This window comes from Microbacterium sp. 16-032 (assembly GCF_041079455.1).
In the GTDB taxonomy this organism is placed as follows: Bacteria; Actinomycetota; Actinomycetes; order Actinomycetales; family Microbacteriaceae; genus Microbacterium; species Microbacterium testaceum_A.
Window position 1 is genome coordinate 30,936 of the sequence record NZ_JBFYGQ010000004.1, and the last position, 18,218, is coordinate 49,153.

An 18,218-nucleotide genomic window follows, 5' to 3' on the forward strand; every position below is an offset into this window, starting at 1 on the left:
GACCGCCGGTGTCGGCGCCGCGATCACCATGGGCGCCCTGGGGCCGTGGTTCACCCCCGTCATCCTCCTCGTCGCGACGGCGGGAGCGTTGCTGGTGATCTGGCGTACCTCCGCGGGTGTCATCGGCGCCCGCGCGATCGTGCCGGTGCTGGCTGTCGTCGTCGTGCTGACGATCGCGGCGCTGCTCGGGCTCATCGGCATCCTGCCCTCCGCGTGGGTGTGGGCTGCTCTCGGCGCGTACGCGGTGGCGTGGGGCGAGTACCTCGTGTCGCAGACGATCGCCCGCTCGCACGGGCTGACGGGCTACCGGTGATCCCGGTCGCGCGCGTCACGGTCACCGACACCGCGCGCTGACGAGCCCGGCCTGGGAGTGCCGGTGCGGTTCACCTCATCGCAGCTCGAGGCACACGAGCCCCGGTCGCTCATCCCACGGCGGGACGATCCCGAAGCCCGCGGTGCGGTACATCCGCAGGGCGGGCTCGCGCCACTCCCACACCGAGAGGTGCACCGGCCGCGTCGCTCCGCGTAGCGCGGCCGTGAGCAGCGCCGACCCGACCCCGTGTCCGCGGGCGCCGGGGGGCACCCAGAACCGGGAGATCTCGGTCACGCCTCCGGAGGATCCGACCGCCAGCACTCCGCAGTCGACACCGTCGACCGCGGCGACCAGCACGCGGCGGTCGGCGAAGACGGTAGCGGGGTCGTCGATCTCACGGGTGTAACGGGCGGGCATCGCGGCGCGCGGATCGACGAGTCCGTGCTCCGCCTTCTCGGCCTCGGTCCGTCGCAGATAGTCGCCGACGAGCGCGGAGACCGATCCTGCGTCGTGGGGGAAGCTTGCGGTGCGGATGACGACGCTCACCCGCCTACCGTACGAGCCGCCGGCGGTGTCCCACGCGCGACGACGACGGTCGCGTCGCCCCGAAACGCCGAACGGACCCGGATGCCGAGGTGATCGGCATCCGGGTCCGTTCGAGGTTCGCTCAGACCGTCGCGAGCGTCGACTGCCAGCCGAGGGCGGGAGCGACGTGCTTCGCGAAGTTCTCGACCAGGCGCAGGTTGAACTCCACACCCATCTGCGAGGGGATCGTGAGCATGAGCGTGTCGGCACTCATCACCGCGGCGTCGTTCTGCAGCTGCTCGACGAGCTTGTCGGGGGTGGCCGCGTACGTTTTGCCGAAGGTCGAGCGCATGCCGTCGATCACGCCGATCTGGTCGCTGCCGGCTGAGCCGCCGAAGTACATCTCGTCCTCGGCCGTCACGATCGGGAAGATGCTGCGGCTCACCGAGGTGCGCGGTTCGCCCTCGTGACCCGCCTCGCGCCACGCGGCGCGGAAGGCGTCGAGCTGCTGGGCCTGCAGGAGGTCGAACGGCGTTCCGTCGGCCTCGGTGAGCAGGGTCGACGACATGAGGTTCACGCCGAGGCGTCCGGCCCATTCGGCAGTCGCCGTGGTGCCGGCGCCCCACCAGATGCGCGTGCGCAGGCCCGGGGAGTGCGGCTCGATGCGCTGAAGACCGCTGCCTCCACCGAAGGGGCTCAGGGGGTCGCGCTCGGCGAGCCCCTCGCCGTCGATCGCGCGCAGGAACAGGTCGAAGTGCTCGCGGGCGATGTCGCCGCCGCGCGGGTCTTCGGAGCCGGTGTATCCGAACGCCTCGTAGCCACGGACAACCGTCTCGGGTGAGCCACGGCTCACGCCGAGGGCGAGTCGCTTACCGCTGATGAGGTCGACGGATGCCGCCTCTTCGGCGAGCATGAGCGGGTTCTCGTACCGCATGTCGATGACGCCGGTGCCGACCTCGATGCGCGAGGTGCGGGCGGCGATGGCGGCGAGCAGGGGCATGGGGGCGGCCTGCTGGCGGGCGAAGTGGTGCACGCGGAATGAGACGCCGTTGACCCCGAGGTCGTCCATGCCCTGGGCGAGGTCGATCGCCTGGAGCATCGAGTCGCCGGCGGTGAGCTGGCGGCCGCCGCCGAGGGGGCCGTAGTGGCCGAAGGAGAGTGTGCCGAAGGAGCGCATGCCGGGTGCAACGCGACAGCGCGCGATCTATTCCCACGCATACACCGCGCACGACCCCGGACGCGTGCAGGTGTGGAACCATTCAGAACATGGACGATGACGTGCGCGAGGAGCTGCGACTGCTCCGCGCGAGAGCGTACGGTCCCCACGCCGACATCGCCGACGACGCGACCGCCGTCGCGCGGCTGCGCGAGCTCGAGGATCTCGAACGGCAGGATCGCCTGCCACCCGCGCCGCGCGTGCCGTCGACCTCCGCGGCCGCCGCCGCGGGCTCACGGGCCGCTCTCGTCGCCCCCGACGACGATGAGGACGAGGACGGCGACGACGGCGATCGCGACCGCCCCGCCCTCGTGGGATCGAAACGGCGGCTCTGGATCTGGGCGGCCTCTCTCGCGGTGGTCGCCGCCCTCGCCAGCGCTGCGACGGCGGCGAGCCTCACGGTCGTCCCCGTGACCGCCGCGGCGGGCGCTCCGCAGGTCGACACCCTCGTACCCGCTCCCGACGCCGCGGTCCCCCCGGTCTTCGGCCAGCGCACCGGCGCGGAGCGCGCTTACGAGAACTACTACGGCGTCGCCGCCTTCACGGGCCGGGCTCCCACCGACGCGACCGACAACCGCAACCCCTGCCTCTACCTGCTTGACGCCGACGAGGTGGGTGCGGACGACACCCGCGGATTCCGCGGCAACTTCGTCTACGGAGGGTGCGGAGCCGGCGTCTTCCCGGCGACCGTCCAGTTCGTCGTCGCCGACGGCATGCCCGACGCGTTCGTGCAGCGGTTCCCGATCGGCACGAGCATGCAGTTCGTGTTCGACGGCGAGAACGTCGGCGTCTTCAGCGACCGCGGCTGACGCGCCCCCGGCTGACGCGCCCCGACGACGACGCCCGCCTCGCCGGCGGGAGGTTCGGCCCCGTCCGCGGGTTCGGGGGCTCCCCGCGGATGAGAGGCTGGGGGAGTGACCCCCCTCCTCGAGCACGTTCCCGTCGGCGCTGATCCGGATGCCGCGTACCTGGGCTTCGTCGAGTGGGCGAACTCCCGCGGCCTCACGCTCTACCCCGCGCAGGACGAGGCGGTCATCGAGATCGTCTCGGGTGCGAACGTGATCCTGTCGACCCCGACCGGCACGGGCAAGTCGCTCGTCGCGGTGGCCGCGCACGCGGCATCCCTCTCCCGGGGTGGACGCACCTACTACACCGCGCCGATCAAGGCGCTGGTGAGCGAGAAGTTCTTCGCCCTCGTCGACATCTTCGGCGCCGAGAACGTCGGTATGGTCACGGGCGATTCGTCGGTAAACTCCGACGCCCCGATCATCTGCTGCACCGCCGAGATCCTCGCGAACCTCGCCCTGCGGCAGGGGGCCGACGCCGACGTCGACCAGGTCGTCATGGACGAGTTCCACTACTACGGCGAGGCCGACCGCGGCTGGGCGTGGCAGGTGCCGCTGCTGCTGCTCACGCGCGCGCAGTTCATCCTCATGTCGGCGACCCTGGGGGATGTCACCGACATCGCCGACGACCTCTCGCGTCGCACCGGTCGGCCCACCGCGCGGGTGACCGGCGTCGAGCGCCCCGTGCCTCTGCACTTCGAGTACGCGCGCACCCCCGTGCACGAGACGGTGCAGGAGTTGCTCGACACGAAGCAGGCGCCGATCTACGTCGTGCACTTCTCGCAGGCCGCGGCCATGGAGCGCGCGCAGGCGCTGTCGTCGATCCGCATCATCGGCCGCGAGCAGCGCGACGAGATCGCCGAGGCGATCGGCGGCTTCCGCTTCACGACCGGCTTCGGCAAGACGCTGTCGCGCTACGTGCGTGCGGGCATCGGCGTGCACCACGCCGGCATGTTGCCGAGGTATCGCAGGCTCGTGGAGACCCTTGCGCAGCGGGGGCTGCTGCGTGTCATCTGCGGCACCGACACCCTGGGCGTCGGTATCAACGTGCCGATCCGCACCGTGCTCATGACGGCGCTCACCAAGTACGACGGCACCCGCATGCGCCAGCTCTCGGCGCGCGAGTTCCATCAGATCGCGGGGCGCGCGGGCCGGGCCGGCTACGACACCGCCGGAACGGTCGTCGTCATGGCACCCGACCACGAGATCGAGAACGCCGCGCAGATCCTCAAGGCCGGCGACGACCTCAAGAAGCAGAAGAAGATCGTGCGCAAGAAGGCGCCGCAGGGCTTCGTCAACTGGACCGAGCAGAGCTACGACCGCCTCGTCGCGGCCGAGCCCGAGCCGCTGCAGCCGCAGATGAAGCTGAGCGCCGCGATGCTCATCAACGTCATCGCCCGCGGGGGCGACGTCTTCGGCAACGTCCGCTCGCTGGTCTTCGACAATCACGAGCCCCGCCCCCGCCAGTACGAGCTCGCGCGGCGGGCGATCGCGATCTTCCGCACCCTGGTTCAGGCCAGCGTGGTCGAGGTCGTCCCGCCCTCGCGTGAGGGGTCAGGAAGTGTCGCTTCGGAGGGGGCTCCGGCGACAGATCGTGACCCCTCACGCATCCGGCTCACCGTCGACCTGCAGCCGAACTTCGCGCTCAATCAGCCGCTGTCGCCGTTCGCGCTCGCCGCGATCGAGATGCTCGACCCCGAGGTCGAGCTCGGGAGGGGGCCGGATGCCGTGCCCCCGGCGTCCTCGGTCGGCACCGGGCACTACGCGCTCGACGTCGTCAGCGTCATCGAGTCGACCCTCGACGACCCGCGCCCGATCCTGTCGCAGCAGCAGTTCCGCGCGCGCGGCGAAGCCGTCGCGGCGATGAAGCGCGACGGCATCGAGTACGACGAGCGCATGGAGCTGCTCGAAGAGATCACCTGGCCGAAGCCCCTCGACGAGCTGCTCGCGCAGGCGTACGAGGTGTTCGCCTCGAGCCAGCCGTGGATCCGCGACTTCGAGCTGTCGCCGAAGTCGGTCGTGCGCGACATGTACGAGCGCGCCTGCTCGTTCGGCGAGTACGTCTCGCTGTACCAGCTCGCGCGCAGCGAGGGCCTCGTGCTGCGCTACCTCAGCGACGCGTTCCGCGCGATCCGCCAGACCGTGCCGGTCGACGCGCAGACCCCCGACCTGCTCGATCTGATCGCGTGGCTCGGCGAGGTCGTGCGGCAGGTCGACTCGAGCCTCGTCGACGAGTGGGAGCAGCTCATCAACCCCGCGGACGACCCCACGGCCCCCGTGGTGCCTCCCGCTCCGCCGTCGATCCTCACCAACCGGCGCGCGTTCGGCGTGCTCGTGCGCAACGAGATGTTCCGCCGCGTGCAGCTCGCCGCCCTGCAGCGCGACGACGAGCTCGTCGAGCTCGACCCCGACGTCGACTGGCCGAGCGCCCTCGACAGCTACTTCGACGAGCACGACGAGATCGGCACCGGGGGAGCGGCGCGATCCTCCGCTCTCGTCGTCATCGACGAGTCGTCGGCCTCTGACGGCGTCTGGCGCGTCGAGCAGATCATCGACGACCCCGCCGGCGACCACGACTGGCGCATCCGCGCCGAGGTCGACCTCGCCGCCTCCGAGGAGGAGGGCACGGCGATCGTGCGCGTCACCGAGGTGCTGCGGCTCTGACGCCCTGGCCGCCCCTGTCGGAACCGGGGGCCCGCGAACGACGGATGCCGAGGCCCCGAGGCCCCGGCATCCGGTGTCTTCGTCGCGTCGTCAGGACGTGCGGGCGACGCGGTTCTCCGCGCTGACCATCCACGACAGCTGCTCGAGGCGCTCGAGCACGCCGTGCAGGATGTCGGCGCTCGTGGGGTCTTCGTCGTCGACGTCGTCGTGCACGTCGCGCACCGTGCCGACGGTGACGTCGAGGCGCTCGGTGATGAGGTCGATGACCTCGGCGGTGTCGACCTCGCCCTGGGGGAACTCGGGCAGTGTCGTGGTCTCGGCGACGGTGTCGCTGCGGCCGTCGGGCAGAGCGTGCAGGGCACGCATGCGCTCGGCGATCTCGTCGCCGAATTCCCGGGCGGCGTCGATGATCTCGTCGAGCTGCAGGTGGGTGTCGCGGAAGTTCTTGCCGACGACGTTCCAGTGGGCCTGCTTGCCCTGGATCGACAGCTCGATGAGGTCGACCAGCACGGCCTGGAGCGCGTCGGTCAGCTTCTCCGACGCCTGGAAGCCCTGTTCGGCGTTCTGCTCGTCGGTGGTCTCGGGACCGCTGCCTCCGCGCGCGGGGCGGCGACGGTTCTTGGTGGGGGCGTCCTTGGTGGTGGTGGACATGCGCGTTCCTTTCGCTGGCGGTCGATAGCGACGTTAGGCGCGGCATCAAAGGGGCGTCGGGGGGTTGCGAGGTCTGCGGAGGCGCGGTAACCGGGTGAATCACCGTCACCGAAAGTGGGTAATCCGCCGTTCTGGCGGGTGTTCGTTGGGCGGGGCCATCAGGTTCGGAGAGGGAACGTTCAGGTGCGTTCCGTCGAGAGGATCCGATGCGCTCCGTTACTGCTTTCCGTTCGCTGTCCGTGATGATGGCGCTGCTGGTCGCCGTGGTGGTGGGGCCGGTGGGTGCGGTGGCGATGCCGTCGCCGGCTTACGCGTCCGCGTCGGCGGATGCTGATCGCGACACCATTCCCGACGCTGTCGAGCGTGTGGTGTGCGGGTCGGCGACGTGCGCCACGGGGGTGGAGGACCGCGATGGTGACGGGATCCCGGATGCCACTGAGGTTCCGGCCTGCGGTGACACCACGTGCGCCTCGCCGACCGCCGACAGAGACGACGACGGCATCCCCGATTATGCGGAGCGGCTCGTCTGCGGCTCCGACACCTGCTCGAACGCCAGGGAGGACGCCGACGGCGATCGGATCGGGGACTGGGTCGAGTTCGTCATCTGCGGCACGCGCACGTGCGCTGACGGGACGGAGGATTACGACGCCAACGGTGTCTCGGACGCCGCAGAGCTGGCCGCCTGTGTGAAGAGCGTGAACGATCTCGCCGTGACCGGCGGCGTCGTGGCGCTGTGGGTCGCCGTCGCCGCGGCGCTTGCTCTGGCTGTGGGGGTCGCGCTGCGCACGCGTCGCCGCCGGGCGGGCACGGGAACGAGCGCGTGATCCGTCGCGCTGTGGCGGCCGTCGTCACTGCTGCGGTGGTCTTCGGTGGCGGCGCTGTCGCGGAGCCGCCCGCCACCGCGGCGGAGCTCGCGGCCGTGGCCCGGGCTGAGGTGCTGGAGCGCGTGCGTCAGGCGGCGTCGCCCGACGCGTCCTATGGGGCATCCGTGGCGGGCATGGAGGAGCCGCGTTCGGAGGCGCCGGTGCCCGCGGGTTCGGCCACTCTGGACCCCGGTGCCGCGTCCACCCTGCGTGCCGACCAGCTCGGTGTGAGTGCGGTCTTCTCCGGACACGAGGTCGACCGCCGCGTCACGCTCGAAGCCCGCCAACCTGCCGACGAGGCGATGGCTATGCGCACCGCGGCGGCTGAGACGGCCAGCACTGTCGTGTCGGATGTGGTCGAGATCACGGCGACGGATGCCGCCGGTGAGCGGCTCACCTCGTTCCCTGCGGAGTTGCGCGAGGTGCCCGACGATGAGTCCGCAGACGGACCCCCGGTGTACGACGTGACCCCGGGTATCGCGCTGACGCTCGCGGTCGATGCGGCCCGGGTCGCCGAGGCCGGGGTTGATCCCGCGACGCTGCAGATCTACACCCGTTCCGACCCGGGTGAGCCGTGGTCGCTGTTGCCGTCGTACTTCGACGCCGAGACGGGCACGGTGCGGGGCGAGTCGGATCACCTGTCGCAGTTCGTGGTGATCGGCATCCCGTTCGTCCCCGCTCCCGGACCTCGGATCGTGCTGGACCCCGACAACGACGAGGGGTCGGTGCAGACGCCCGCGCCGGCGTCGGAGTTCCCGTACAACGGGGATCTCGTCGACCGCCTGCGCGGGATGCTCGAGGACCGGTGCCTCGCTCGGGTGACCGTGACGCGACCCGCGGGCGTGCGTTACGTCTCGCGCGACACCCGGGCACGGGTGGCCGAGGCGGCGAAGCCCGATGCGACCGTGGGCTTCGGTTTCAACACGCTCCGCGGCTTCGCATGGGGGACGGAGCGGGAGGGCGGGACGCTGGGGTTCTCGCGCGGACGCGGCGGCGACAACGCTCTAGCGCAGTCGTTCGTCGACCAGATGCCCGCATACACCGGGCGTCCGGCGAAGCGGGCGGCATCCACTCGGAACTTCCCTTTCGCGGAGTACGCGAACCTGCCGGGCGCGTACGCGCACGTCGAGGCGCTGTACCTCGACCACAATTTCGACCGGCCGGTGATCGATCACGGGTTCGGCAGCATCGTCGACGGGGCGTTCCGCTCTCTCGGCGGTTACCTCGAAACACAGGGGTTCGACTGCTCCGACCCGGCGACCGGGGGGTGGCCCTCTCCTCCCTCGCAGGCGGAGCTCGCCCGCTGGCGGAACCTCGGCTACCAGAACCACCAGATCTAAGGCGCCGACCCGGTGTCGTTTTCGACCGGCAACCTGGTGGAATCGTTCCCGTTGTTCTCGCTCAGCGGGCCGGGCGCGCAGGCGATTGAGGCGACCCTCGTCTACAACGCGCAGGACGGTCGCCTTTCGCGGGTGGGGGCGGGGTGGTCGTTCAGCCTCGGCGCACGGGCGCAGCGCTTCTCCGACGGGTCCGTGCTGACCGTGCGCGGCGACGGCGCGTCGGACGTTTTCACCCCGGACGGGGCGGGCGGTTACACCTCGGCCGATGATCCCGACCTGACCCTCGTCGAGGCGGGGGCGGGGCGTCTGCGCCTCGCCGACCGTGAGGGCGCGTCGTGGGTGTTCGATGCGGCCGATATCGAGGGCATCGGAGAGCTTGTTAGCCACACCGACCCCGCGGGCGCCACGACCACTCTCACCTACGGCGCCGCCGACCCGAACGTGCACCAGTTCGTGCCCCTGACTTCGGTGACCGATGCCGCGGGGCAGACGGTGACGCTGGAGAGCGATGGCGTCGGGCGCGTCACGGCGTTCCGCCTTCCGGACGGGCGCACGTGGCACCTCGCGTACGACGGTGCGGGGGATCTCGTCTCGCTCACCGACGCGACCGGCGGCACCCGCTCGTTCACGTACGACGCGGCGCATCGCATGCTCACCGCGACTGACGCTTCCGGTTCGACGTACCTCGTCAACGTGTACGACGACCAGGGCCGGGTGGTCTCTCAGCGCGACGCGGAGGGCACCGAGCGGCGCTTCGTCTACGAGGCGGGCCGCACGATCTACACCGACAACGAGGGCCGGCGGAGCGTCTTCGGCTTCGACGACCGGTACCGCATCACCAGCGTCGAGAACCCGGCCGGGCAGGTCGCGCGGTGGGAGTTCGACGCGCGCGGGGACGTCACCGCGCACACCGACGAGGCCGGACGCACCACGCGGTACGTCTACGACGCGGCGGGGAATCTGACGAGCGAGACGGATGCCGCGGGCCACGAGACCCGGTACACCTCGACCCCGTCGGGTCAGGTGGCATCCCGAACCGACGCGCTCGGACGCACATGGGCGTACACCTACGACGCGCGTGGCCTCGTCACGGGCGAGGACCGGCCCGATGGGACGACGACGCGGTACGAGTACACCCCGGGCGGCGACCTCTCCGCGGCGATCGCACCGTCGGGGGCGAGGACCCGGGACGAGTACGACGCCCGCGGCAACCTCACCACGCTCATCGATCCGCTGGGGCAGCGCACCGCGTACGCCTACGACGCGAGCAACAGGCTGACAGCCGTGACCGATCCGCTCGGCGCTGTCACCACGTGGGAGTGGGATGCGGGCGACCGGATTGTCGCGACCGTCGACCCGACGGGCGCGCGCACCACGTTCACCTACGACCGGAACGACAACCTGACCTCGGCGACGGATGCCACCGGTGCCGTGACCCGGTACGAGTGGGACGCCCTGCTGCGCATGGTGAAAACCATCGCGGCGGACGGCGGCGAGACCCGGTACGCGTACGACCGCGAGGACAACCTCGTCTCGTCGACCGACCCCGAGGGCGCAACGACACAACTGCTGCTGGATGCCGCGTACCGCGAGACCGGCGTCGTCGACCCGAACGGCGGCCGCTGGGAGCAGGAGGTCGATGCCACCGGCATCCCGACCGCCGTCACCGATGCCGCCGGGGCGGTGACCTCTCTTGCCCTCGATGAGCTCGGACGGACGGTGAAGACCACCGATCCGACCGGTGTCTCGACGAGTGTCACCTACGACGAGGTCGGACGGGTGGCGACCGAGACCGACACCGCCGGCGGGGTGACGGCCTACGCCTACGACGCACTGGATCGGGTGACGAAGGTCACCGACCCCGCCGGATATGCCAGCGAGTTCGTCTACGACATCGACGGCAACCTCGTCGGCACGATCGACCGCCTCGGCAACCCGACGCTGTTCGAAGTCGACGCGGCGGGCCAGGTGGTGGCGATGACGGATGCCACCGGCGCCGTCGAACACTACGAATACGACGCCGCCGGACAGATCACCGCCGTCATCGACGCCGACAGCGGGCGGACGACGTTCACGTACGACGCGGGCGGTCGCACGACCAGCGTCACCGACCCGCTCGGCGCGGTGACCCGCACCACTTACGACGCGGTGGGTCGGGTCGTCGTCGAGACCGATCCGCTGGGGGCCGAGACCCGCGTCGAATACGACTCCGTCGGTCGGGTGGTGCGCACCGTCGATGCGCTCGGTGCCGGGCAGCGGTTCGGGTACGACCGCGCCGGCCGCCGCACGAGCGCGACGAACGCGAACGGCGTCACGACCACATACGCGTACGACGCGGTCGGAAACCTGACGACCGTGACCGAAGCCGCGGATGCCGCAGCTCCCGCCGACAGCGACACCAATGTCACGACCACCTACACCTACAGCGCCACCGGACTCTTGACCGGGATGACGGGACCGACCGGCGCCACGACGGGGTGGGAGTACGACGCGGCCGGTCGTCCCGTCGTCGAGAGGGGGCCCGCGGGCGAGAGGACCGAAACGGCGTACGACGCCGCCGGGCGGGTGCAGCGGGAGTCGAACGGGGTCGGGCTGGTCGCCGCGTACCGCTACGACGCGCGCGGCGAAATCGCCACTCTCACCCGCACTGACGGGGATGTCACGTTCGAATACGACGCTGAGCAGCGGCCCATCGCGATGACCGACCCCACCGGGGTGACCGGGTGGATCTACGACGAGGTCGGCCGCATGCGCGAGCAGCTCGACTCCAACGGGCAGAAGCTTACGCACGAGTACACCGCCACCGGTCTCACCGCAGCTACGACTCTGCCGGACGGGACGGTCACGCGGTTCGCGTACGACGCTGCGGGGCGCGCGACGACGCAGACCACTCCTTACGGTGAGGTCCACTACTCCTACGACGCGGTCGGGCGGCGCACGGGCATCGAGCGGCCGAACGGCGTGTCGACGTCGGTCGCGTACGACGCGATCGGAGACGTCACCCGTGTCGCCCACACCACCCCCCTGCCCACCGAGGGGACGACCGCGGCTGTGGCGAGCACCGTCTCGGCGTTGCGGACACAGGTCGACGGATGCCGCAACATCGACGACTATCTCGGCTCTCGGACGCTGCCGGTCGCGGGTGCGGCGAAGAAGGAGTGCGTCAAGACCGCGGCCTACCTGGACCGGCGGACCCTGCCCGCGCCGGCACCCGCAGCGCCCGCGGGTGCGTCGCTGAGTTACGACTACACCTGGAACCCCGACGGGTCCGTCGCCACCAAAGCACGCACCATCACCGCCCCCGACGGGGCGGCGGACGCGGCGTCGCAGTCGTACGGGTACGACGACCTCGCCCGCCTCATCGAATCCGAAACGAACTCAGGGGAGACCACCCGATACGGGTACGACGCGGCCGGCAACCGCACCAGCGCCACCAGCGGGGGCCGCACCGTCACCTCCACCCTCGATGCCGCCGGACGGGTGACCTCCACCTCCGACGGGGCACGCTACGAGTACGACGCTGCCGGTTCGCGCTCCTCGGCAACCGTGAGTGGAGAGCGGACCACCTACACCCACGACCCCGCCGGACGACTTACCGGCACCGCGGGCGAGGGGCGGAAGACGTCCTACGTCTACGACGGTCTCGACCGGCGCGTCCGCTCGAGCGACACCGAAGCGTTCGGAACCGACCGCGCGACCAGCGCGTGGGACGGGCTCCTTCCCATGGCGGGTGGTAGCTCCCGTCACGGGGCGTCCAGCGTTCTCCGAGATGCGGGTGGGGACGCGCTGGTGCAGTCCGGTCCCGCGGGGGTGTCTTGGCTCCTGGGCGATGCCCGTGATGTCACCGCCACCGCCACCAACGGAGGAATGCTCGACGACCTCGTCGCCTACGGCGACTTCGGGAACACGTCCTACGCCACCACCGGGTGGAAGGGTGCCGTCGGCTACGACGGGCAACCGAGTGATGCCACCCTCGGGACGAGCGACTACTACGCCAGAAACTACGACCCCTCCCTCGGGTCCTGGCTGCAAGCCGACACCTGGCGCGGCCAGCAAGACGACCCGCAATCCCTCAACAGATACGCCTACGTCAAGAACTCGCCCGTCACCTACGCAGACGCGTTCGGGTTCGTGCATATGCGCGCCAGCGAAGGCACCCGGTCAGTCCGTCCCGCCTCGTCCGCCGGTCAGGCGCGAAGGAACAACGTGGGCTTCCTCAACCTGGCGAACCGGCGAAACTCGTCGGTCGGGAGCTTCTCAATCCCAGCGCTCGCGTCTCTTCAAAAGGCATCGCGCGGGCCCGCCGTGAAGTCGACGGTTCGAAAGCCCGCATCACGCTCAGCACAGACGACCGCACTTCGCCACGTCGCAACCACGACAGGGTGCACCGCTTCGGACTGGTCGTGTCGCAACGGGTGCGTCTTCTCCTACACAACGTGCAACACGAAGCCCAGCCCCGCCGTCAGAGCTACGCCGCCGCCAACCATCGCTTGCGGCAGAGACATGAAGGTGGGCACGAGCCCGGGCCAGGTCGCCATGAACGAGGCATGCGGACGCGCATACGCCGAAGCGAACATCCGCAAACAAGACCAGTGGGTCCAAATCTCTGGGACTGGACTCAAGGCGTCGACCGAGCCATCAGACCAGCGGTCCCACTGATCTCAGCAGGGACGGCCGCCGCGCGAGGTGCCGCTCGAGCGCCCGACGTTGTTGTGCCGCCGAAGGTTCCGCTGGTATCGCGAGAGACCCTGCTGGAGACCTGGAGCAAGCTCGATGCCGGCAAGCAACCAAACGTGCGGCAAGTTTCCACAGAGGATGAGCTGTTGAGAATTTATGAAAACTGGACTGCTGGCGCGTCACCCGTTGCGAACCCGGGGAATGGCGGCAGCGCTTTTCTGCTCGCGGACGGCACGCGCATCGGTTGGCGCCCTACCTCCAAGTCGGTCGGCCCCACCATCGACATAAAAATTGCGGGAGAGGGTAAGCAGTTGAAGATTCACATAGGCGGGTAAGTCTAGGACGGTGATCGCGTTCTTCCAGACGCCCCTACTTCGCAAGATGGCGCAACTTAAAACTGAGACGAGCTGAGCGATGATTGGAGCAAAAGAGCATGGCCGAGAGACTGCGCTACTTAGGCGGCAGTGAAATGCTGTTCCCGCGCGGAGATTATCGTTGGGTCGATGTGCGGAGGTTTGAGGTGGTTGAGCCGGCAGCTGCTGTTGAGGTGTTGGCCAGCCTTATCGCAAGCCCCTGGTACGACCACGGATATGACGTCCCTAGATCGGACGCCGCTGATCCTGGTGGGCGAGTTCATGGGCCATACAAACTAGACGCGATACGCGCCTCCAAATTCAATCCGATCGATAGGGACCGGGTTTTGACACGGCTAAGAATGTGGGCGGATTTGCATGGGCCGCAGCCGGAGTCGTTCTCGTCGGACTTGGAAGCGTTCGTTGAGAGCGTCGTTCCCGTTGGCTTCGATGTATGGGAGCTTCCTTTGCTAGGCACGTTGGCGAGACGTGAGTGGGGGGACGTGGTCGGGGTTGACGGGTTCCATGAGTTCGTTGCGATTTCCCCCGGCCGGAATCTCTTGAATCTTGTCGTCGCCGCGGACGACTGATTGCAGCGAGGTGCTCACATCGCCAGCGGTCAACTGTGTCCCCCTCGACATAGAGAGTCTTACGGAGCGGCGGGTGGCACGTCGACGCCGACTGCAATCATTTCGAATAATGGGCGGGTGGGGTGCGGTTCGTTTGGGGTCTATTACATAGGAGCCGCGGGAGTTTCGCAGGCACTCACCGGGAACGCCGGATGTCTGAACTATTTCGAACTCGAAGCTGGATTGAAGGAGGGGAACTATGACCAAATTTGTCGAAAGAAACGAAATGCTTCGTAATGGGATGCGCGTGTTGGCGTCGCTCGTTGCAATTGCCAGTCTGGGAAGTACCCTAACCTCTTGTCTATGGAGCTCGAACAATGCTTTCCCAATTTTTGCGACAGAGGGTAGAGGCGGGCTGGAGTTTGTGTGGTGCGGGCCTGAAATTGGGCCTTACAGATATATTTCAGTCCACCATCGCAGCAGTTTGTCGGAGGACGGGGAAGATGAGGTCGTGTCCGCTTACGGAAGTTTTTCTTTGCACAATCGTGAAGCCTTTTCCCTTCGAACGGGTCCAAGTGGGCTGGATTTTCAAGGCAAAGAATTCGAGATGGGCGACGGCAGTCTGATTTTTATCTACTTCGGAGATTCCGCAAGCGAGTTGACGGGGCCGAACCCGCAGTTCTCAGTGTCATCCAAGGCGCAGATATCGAACGGAAACTGGCTGTCTTCCACTGGTGTTGTGACACAGGCACCTTGCTCGTGACCTTGAGCGGACCCTTTGCGCCCCTCAAGGAGGCTTTGGTGTGGACAGTGGGCCGGTTGGGGTGCGGTTCGATCCGAAATTTAGAACAGATGTGGGTGTTGAGGAATTCATGGATAACTTTAAGAAGTATTTAGACCGAGAAGAAGCAAACAGTTGGGATGGTTGGAGCGTCGACTTCACGTCGAAATCAGGACAGCTTGTGAAAATCGTATTGCCGGGAGAGTGACCATGGGTGATCAAGTGATCTTCGCCCACAGCCAGGATGAATTTGACGCCATGCGCGCTCGGATGACAGACCTATGTGACGTGAACTCGGTGCTGCCCGCTTGGCCCTTTCGTGGCGGCGGGTACGTTTATACATATGACTTCTTGACGATTCTGTCACGCGGATTTGGGTCAGTTTTGCAGTATATTGCGTCAGAGTGTGGAGATGCCGGGATAGAGATAATGGGTTGGGGGCGCGGCGAGGCGCTCGACTACTTCGGCGTTTACCCCGCTTTCGCCATTGGCGCAGAGAGCATCAAACGATCGTATGAATTGGCGCTGAGCGCCGATCGAGTGAATCCTCTCAATAGGTATAACGTTCCGGAAGATATGTTCGAAGGCATGGTTATCGTCGGCGACTCGGAGTCGTGGTGCCTCTATGGCGACCGCGATTGGGACGTAGTGCTCATCTGGTCGAGGTTCCCGCTTGACCTCGAATCTCAGGTCCTCAAGTCAATGACTTTCGAGGACTTTCTTAGCCCGCTTCGCCCGAGCGGCCCTGGCAACGATCATTCGATCTGGCGGCAACTGTATGCGAACGTGCGCGCGAACTCCTGGAACGCTTGAGCTGACATTCACGCGAGGGTGTTCGAAAAGCTCGACGTCAGCCGCAGATCGTAGCAAGCCAAACATTCAGTCCGAAGCTCCGCACAGCATCTCAGCACGGTGCGGGGCTGTGAGCCAATGAGCTGGGGCTGTCGAGGCACCTATGCCGGGGGAAGCCGGAACGCGGGTCAGGTCAGTGTGCGGGCTGTCGGGTGGGCGGTGGGTGGTCGCCGTCATCCAGTTTTTTACCTTGCGATGAGCTTCATGGTCATCCCACAAAACAGAGGGCGTCGAAAATGAAGCAGTACCAGAAAGTGCTGATGGCGATTGCGAAAGGAGACCCTCAGCGGTCGAGTGCCCTCATGGCGCAAGCTGCCGCTGCGAAAGAGCTCAACGAATCGACGACGATGTTAGACCTGTATGTACCACGTTCCGCCCCGCGGCTGAGTGGATCAGATGGTCCATTGAGCATTCGCACCTTCGTGATCGATGGTTCCGGGGAGCATGTCGGAGAGATCCTCGTCTGGATCGCTGGCGGGTACGTGACTTGTCTAGAACAGGCGTGGTACGTCGGAGATGCGCCACGGTCGTGGCCCGAGGTCGAACAGCTCGTAGCGACGTGAACAGGCCTGGCTGTGTCGAGGTTGTCGTCATTCGACGACATGTTCAGAATCTCGATGCGACTCAGGGATGACGCGGCCGTAGCCGCTCGGCATCAGTCGGGCAACCCCGCCCCCGCTGCTCGGGGCCGTTCCTAGCGTGAAGACGTGCCTCTCACTCCGCCCGCTCCGTCCCGCCCGCTGCGCGACTACGCCGCGATCGGCGACGGACGCACTGTCGCCCTCATCGGGCTCGACGGGGGCGTCGACTGGCTTCCGTTGCCGAACATCCACTCACGTCCCGTGTTCGCGCGTCTCGTCGATGAGTCCGCGGGGGGCTGCATCCAGCTGGCTCCCGTCGAGGAGTACGAGGTCACCCGCCGGTACATCCCGCGCACGAACGTCCTCGAGACCACCTTCACCACGCCCTCCGGGGTCGCGACGTTGACGGACGCCATGGTGACCGGCATCGCCGGCCGACTGCCCTGGGCCGAGCTCGCGCGCCGCGTCGACGGCGTGAAGGGCGAGGTCGAATTCGCCTGGTGCGTGCAGCCGGGCACCATGCTGCGGTCGGCAGCGCCGTGGACCGAGCGCATCGACGGCTTCTCGATCATGCGCATCGGGCACGTCTCGCTCGCGGTGACGGGCCACGAGCACGGTGTGCACGGAGAGCCGGATGCCGGGAACGAGAGCATCGACGGAGGGTTCACCGCCACGAAGGGCTCGCGGCACCTGCTCGTGATCGCGGCCACCGAGGGGGAGCCCCTGCGCATCCCCGACGCGAAGAACGTCGACCGCGGCATCGACCGCACGATCGGCGGGTGGGAGATGTGGTCCGACGAGTTCTCGTACGAGGGCCCCTGGGCCGACGACGTGCAGCGCAGCGCCCTCGCCCTGAAGCTCCTGCTCTTCAGCCCCACCGGCGCGATCGCCGCCGCGGCGACGACATCGCTGCCCGAGAACCCGCGCGGCGGCAAGAATTGGGACTACCGCTACGCCTGGGTGCGCGACCTCGCCTATACCGCGCACGCGTGGGTCGGTTTCGGCCTGCGCGAGGAGACGCACGCCGCGATCTCGTGGCTGCTGCGCACGATCCGCAAGAACGGCCCCGAGGTGCAGGTCATGTACACCCTCGACGGCGACGCGGAGATCGGGCTCGAGAAGCATCAGGTGCCGGGGTGGAACGGCAACCAGCCGGTCGTCACCGGCAACCCCGCGCAGGGCCAGCTGCAGCTCGGCGTCTACGGCGACCTCATCGCCCTCTGCCGCACCTACGTCGAGGCCGGCAACCGCCTCGACATCCAGACCGGGCGACTGCTCGCCGACGTCGCCGACCGCACGTGTGATCTGTGGCGTCGCGAGGACTCCGGCATGTGGGAGCTCCCGGAGTTGCGGCACTACACCTCGTCGAAGATGGGCTGCTGGAAGGCGCTCGACGACGCGCAGTGGCTGGCAGCGGGCGGGCACATCCCCGACAACGGCGACCGCTGGCGTGCCGAGCGCGACCGCATCCACCGCTGGGTCGACGAGCGGTGCTGGTCGGAAGACCTCCAGGCGTACACCCTCGCGCCCGGCAGCGAGGATCTCGACGCCTCGGTGCTGCTGCACGCGCCCACCGGGTTCGACCGCGGCGAGCGGATGTCGAGGACGGTGGATGCCATCACCGAGCGTCTCACCACGGAGAACCACCTCGTCTACCGCTACACCGGTATGGACCAGGAGGAGCACACCTTCGTCGCGTGCGCCTTCTGGCGGGCGACCGCCCTGGCCTGCGTCGGCCGGCACGCCGAGGCCATCGAGGCGATGGACGCTCTCGTCGCCCAGGGCAACGACGTCGGGATCTACTCCGAGATGATCGCCGAGGACGACGGGGCCTTCTGGGGCAATCTGCCTCAGGCGCTCAGCCACCTCGCCCTCATCAACGCCGCGCTCGTCATCCGCGAGGTCGTCGACGACGCCGAACTCGGCGACCGCTGAACCTCCGCCGGGGCGCCTCGTCCCGGCATCCATCCCCCACGAAAGGACTCGCC

General features: G+C 68.0%; 14 protein-coding genes. 11 read left to right on the forward strand and 3 right to left on the reverse strand.

Annotated elements, in window-relative coordinates; all coding sequences use genetic code 11:
• Positions 1-28 precede the first annotated feature (28 nt).
• Positions 29-313 carry a hypothetical protein gene (locus AB6V31_RS08830; protein ID WP_268104552.1) on the forward strand — a complete coding sequence of 95 codons (285 nt, stop codon included), beginning with the start codon at positions 29-31 and terminating at the stop codon, positions 311-313.
• A gap of 75 nt (positions 314-388) precedes the next feature.
• Here the strand turns inward: AB6V31_RS08830 and AB6V31_RS08835 are convergent, their stop codons facing one another.
• The gene (locus AB6V31_RS08835; protein ID WP_369365135.1) at positions 389-859 is read right to left on the reverse strand and encodes a GNAT family N-acetyltransferase; all 471 of its coding nucleotides are present in this window, start codon (positions 857-859) and stop codon (positions 389-391) included.
• A 121-nt stretch (positions 860-980) separates the two neighbouring features.
• Positions 981-2,015 carry an LLM class flavin-dependent oxidoreductase gene (locus AB6V31_RS08840; protein ID WP_369365136.1) on the reverse strand — a complete coding sequence of 345 codons (1,035 nt, stop codon included), beginning with the start codon at positions 2,013-2,015 and terminating at the stop codon, positions 981-983.
• Positions 2,016-2,104: 89 nt separating this feature from the next.
• Here AB6V31_RS08840 and AB6V31_RS08845 point away from each other — a divergent pair, with 89 nt between their 5' ends.
• Both AB6V31_RS08845 and AB6V31_RS08850 read left to right on the forward strand, forming a co-directional pair.
• Positions 2,105-2,863, forward strand: a complete 759-nt coding sequence (locus AB6V31_RS08845) for a hypothetical protein (protein ID WP_056230180.1) — start codon at positions 2,105-2,107, stop codon at positions 2,861-2,863.
• Positions 2,864-2,968: 105 nt separating this feature from the next.
• Complete coding sequence (locus AB6V31_RS08850) at positions 2,969-5,563, forward strand: DEAD/DEAH box helicase (protein WP_369365138.1); 2,595 nt, start codon at positions 2,969-2,971, stop codon at positions 5,561-5,563.
• A gap of 90 nt (positions 5,564-5,653) precedes the next feature.
• Here AB6V31_RS08850 and AB6V31_RS08855 read toward each other — a convergent pair whose 3' ends face one another.
• Entirely contained in the window at positions 5,654-6,214 is a 561-nt protein-coding gene (locus AB6V31_RS08855; RefSeq protein WP_056230174.1) for a Dps family protein, read from the reverse strand.
• 206 nt (positions 6,215-6,420) lie between these two features.
• Between AB6V31_RS08855 and AB6V31_RS08860 the strand changes: the two genes are divergently transcribed.
• The 8 genes from AB6V31_RS08860 (at position 6,421) to AB6V31_RS08895 (ending at position 18,165) form a co-directional block, all read left to right on the forward strand.
• Positions 6,421-7,038 (forward strand): hypothetical protein, encoded by a 618-nt coding sequence (locus AB6V31_RS08860; protein ID WP_369365139.1) that lies wholly within the window; start codon positions 6,421-6,423, stop codon positions 7,036-7,038.
• Positions 7,035-8,417: a hypothetical protein gene (locus AB6V31_RS08865; RefSeq protein ID WP_369365141.1), complete on the forward strand. Its 1,383-nt coding sequence runs from the start codon at positions 7,035-7,037 to the stop codon at positions 8,415-8,417. The genes AB6V31_RS08860 and AB6V31_RS08865 overlap by 4 nt, the downstream gene beginning before the upstream one ends.
• A gap of 12 nt (positions 8,418-8,429) precedes the next feature.
• Positions 8,430-13,076, forward strand: coding sequence for an RHS repeat-associated core domain-containing protein (locus tag AB6V31_RS08870; protein WP_369365143.1), 4,647 nt, complete (start codon positions 8,430-8,432; stop codon positions 13,074-13,076).
• Between the two features lie 451 nt (positions 13,077-13,527).
• Positions 13,528-14,037, forward strand: coding sequence for a hypothetical protein (locus tag AB6V31_RS08875; RefSeq protein WP_113576068.1), 510 nt, complete (start codon positions 13,528-13,530; stop codon positions 14,035-14,037).
• Positions 14,038-14,275: 238 nt separating this feature from the next.
• Entirely contained in the window at positions 14,276-14,779 is a 504-nt protein-coding gene (locus tag AB6V31_RS08880) for a hypothetical protein (protein WP_369365145.1), read from the forward strand.
• A gap of 228 nt (positions 14,780-15,007) precedes the next feature.
• Complete coding sequence (locus tag AB6V31_RS08885; protein ID WP_369365147.1) at positions 15,008-15,610, forward strand: hypothetical protein; 603 nt, start codon at positions 15,008-15,010, stop codon at positions 15,608-15,610.
• A gap of 275 nt (positions 15,611-15,885) precedes the next feature.
• Positions 15,886-16,212 (forward strand): hypothetical protein, encoded by a 327-nt coding sequence (locus tag AB6V31_RS08890; protein ID WP_369365149.1) that lies wholly within the window; start codon positions 15,886-15,888, stop codon positions 16,210-16,212.
• Positions 16,213-16,356: 144 nt separating this feature from the next.
• Positions 16,357-18,165 carry a glycoside hydrolase family 15 protein gene (locus AB6V31_RS08895; RefSeq protein ID WP_369365151.1) on the forward strand — a complete coding sequence of 603 codons (1,809 nt, stop codon included), beginning with the start codon at positions 16,357-16,359 and terminating at the stop codon, positions 18,163-18,165.
• Positions 18,166-18,218: the final 53 nt, after the last annotated feature.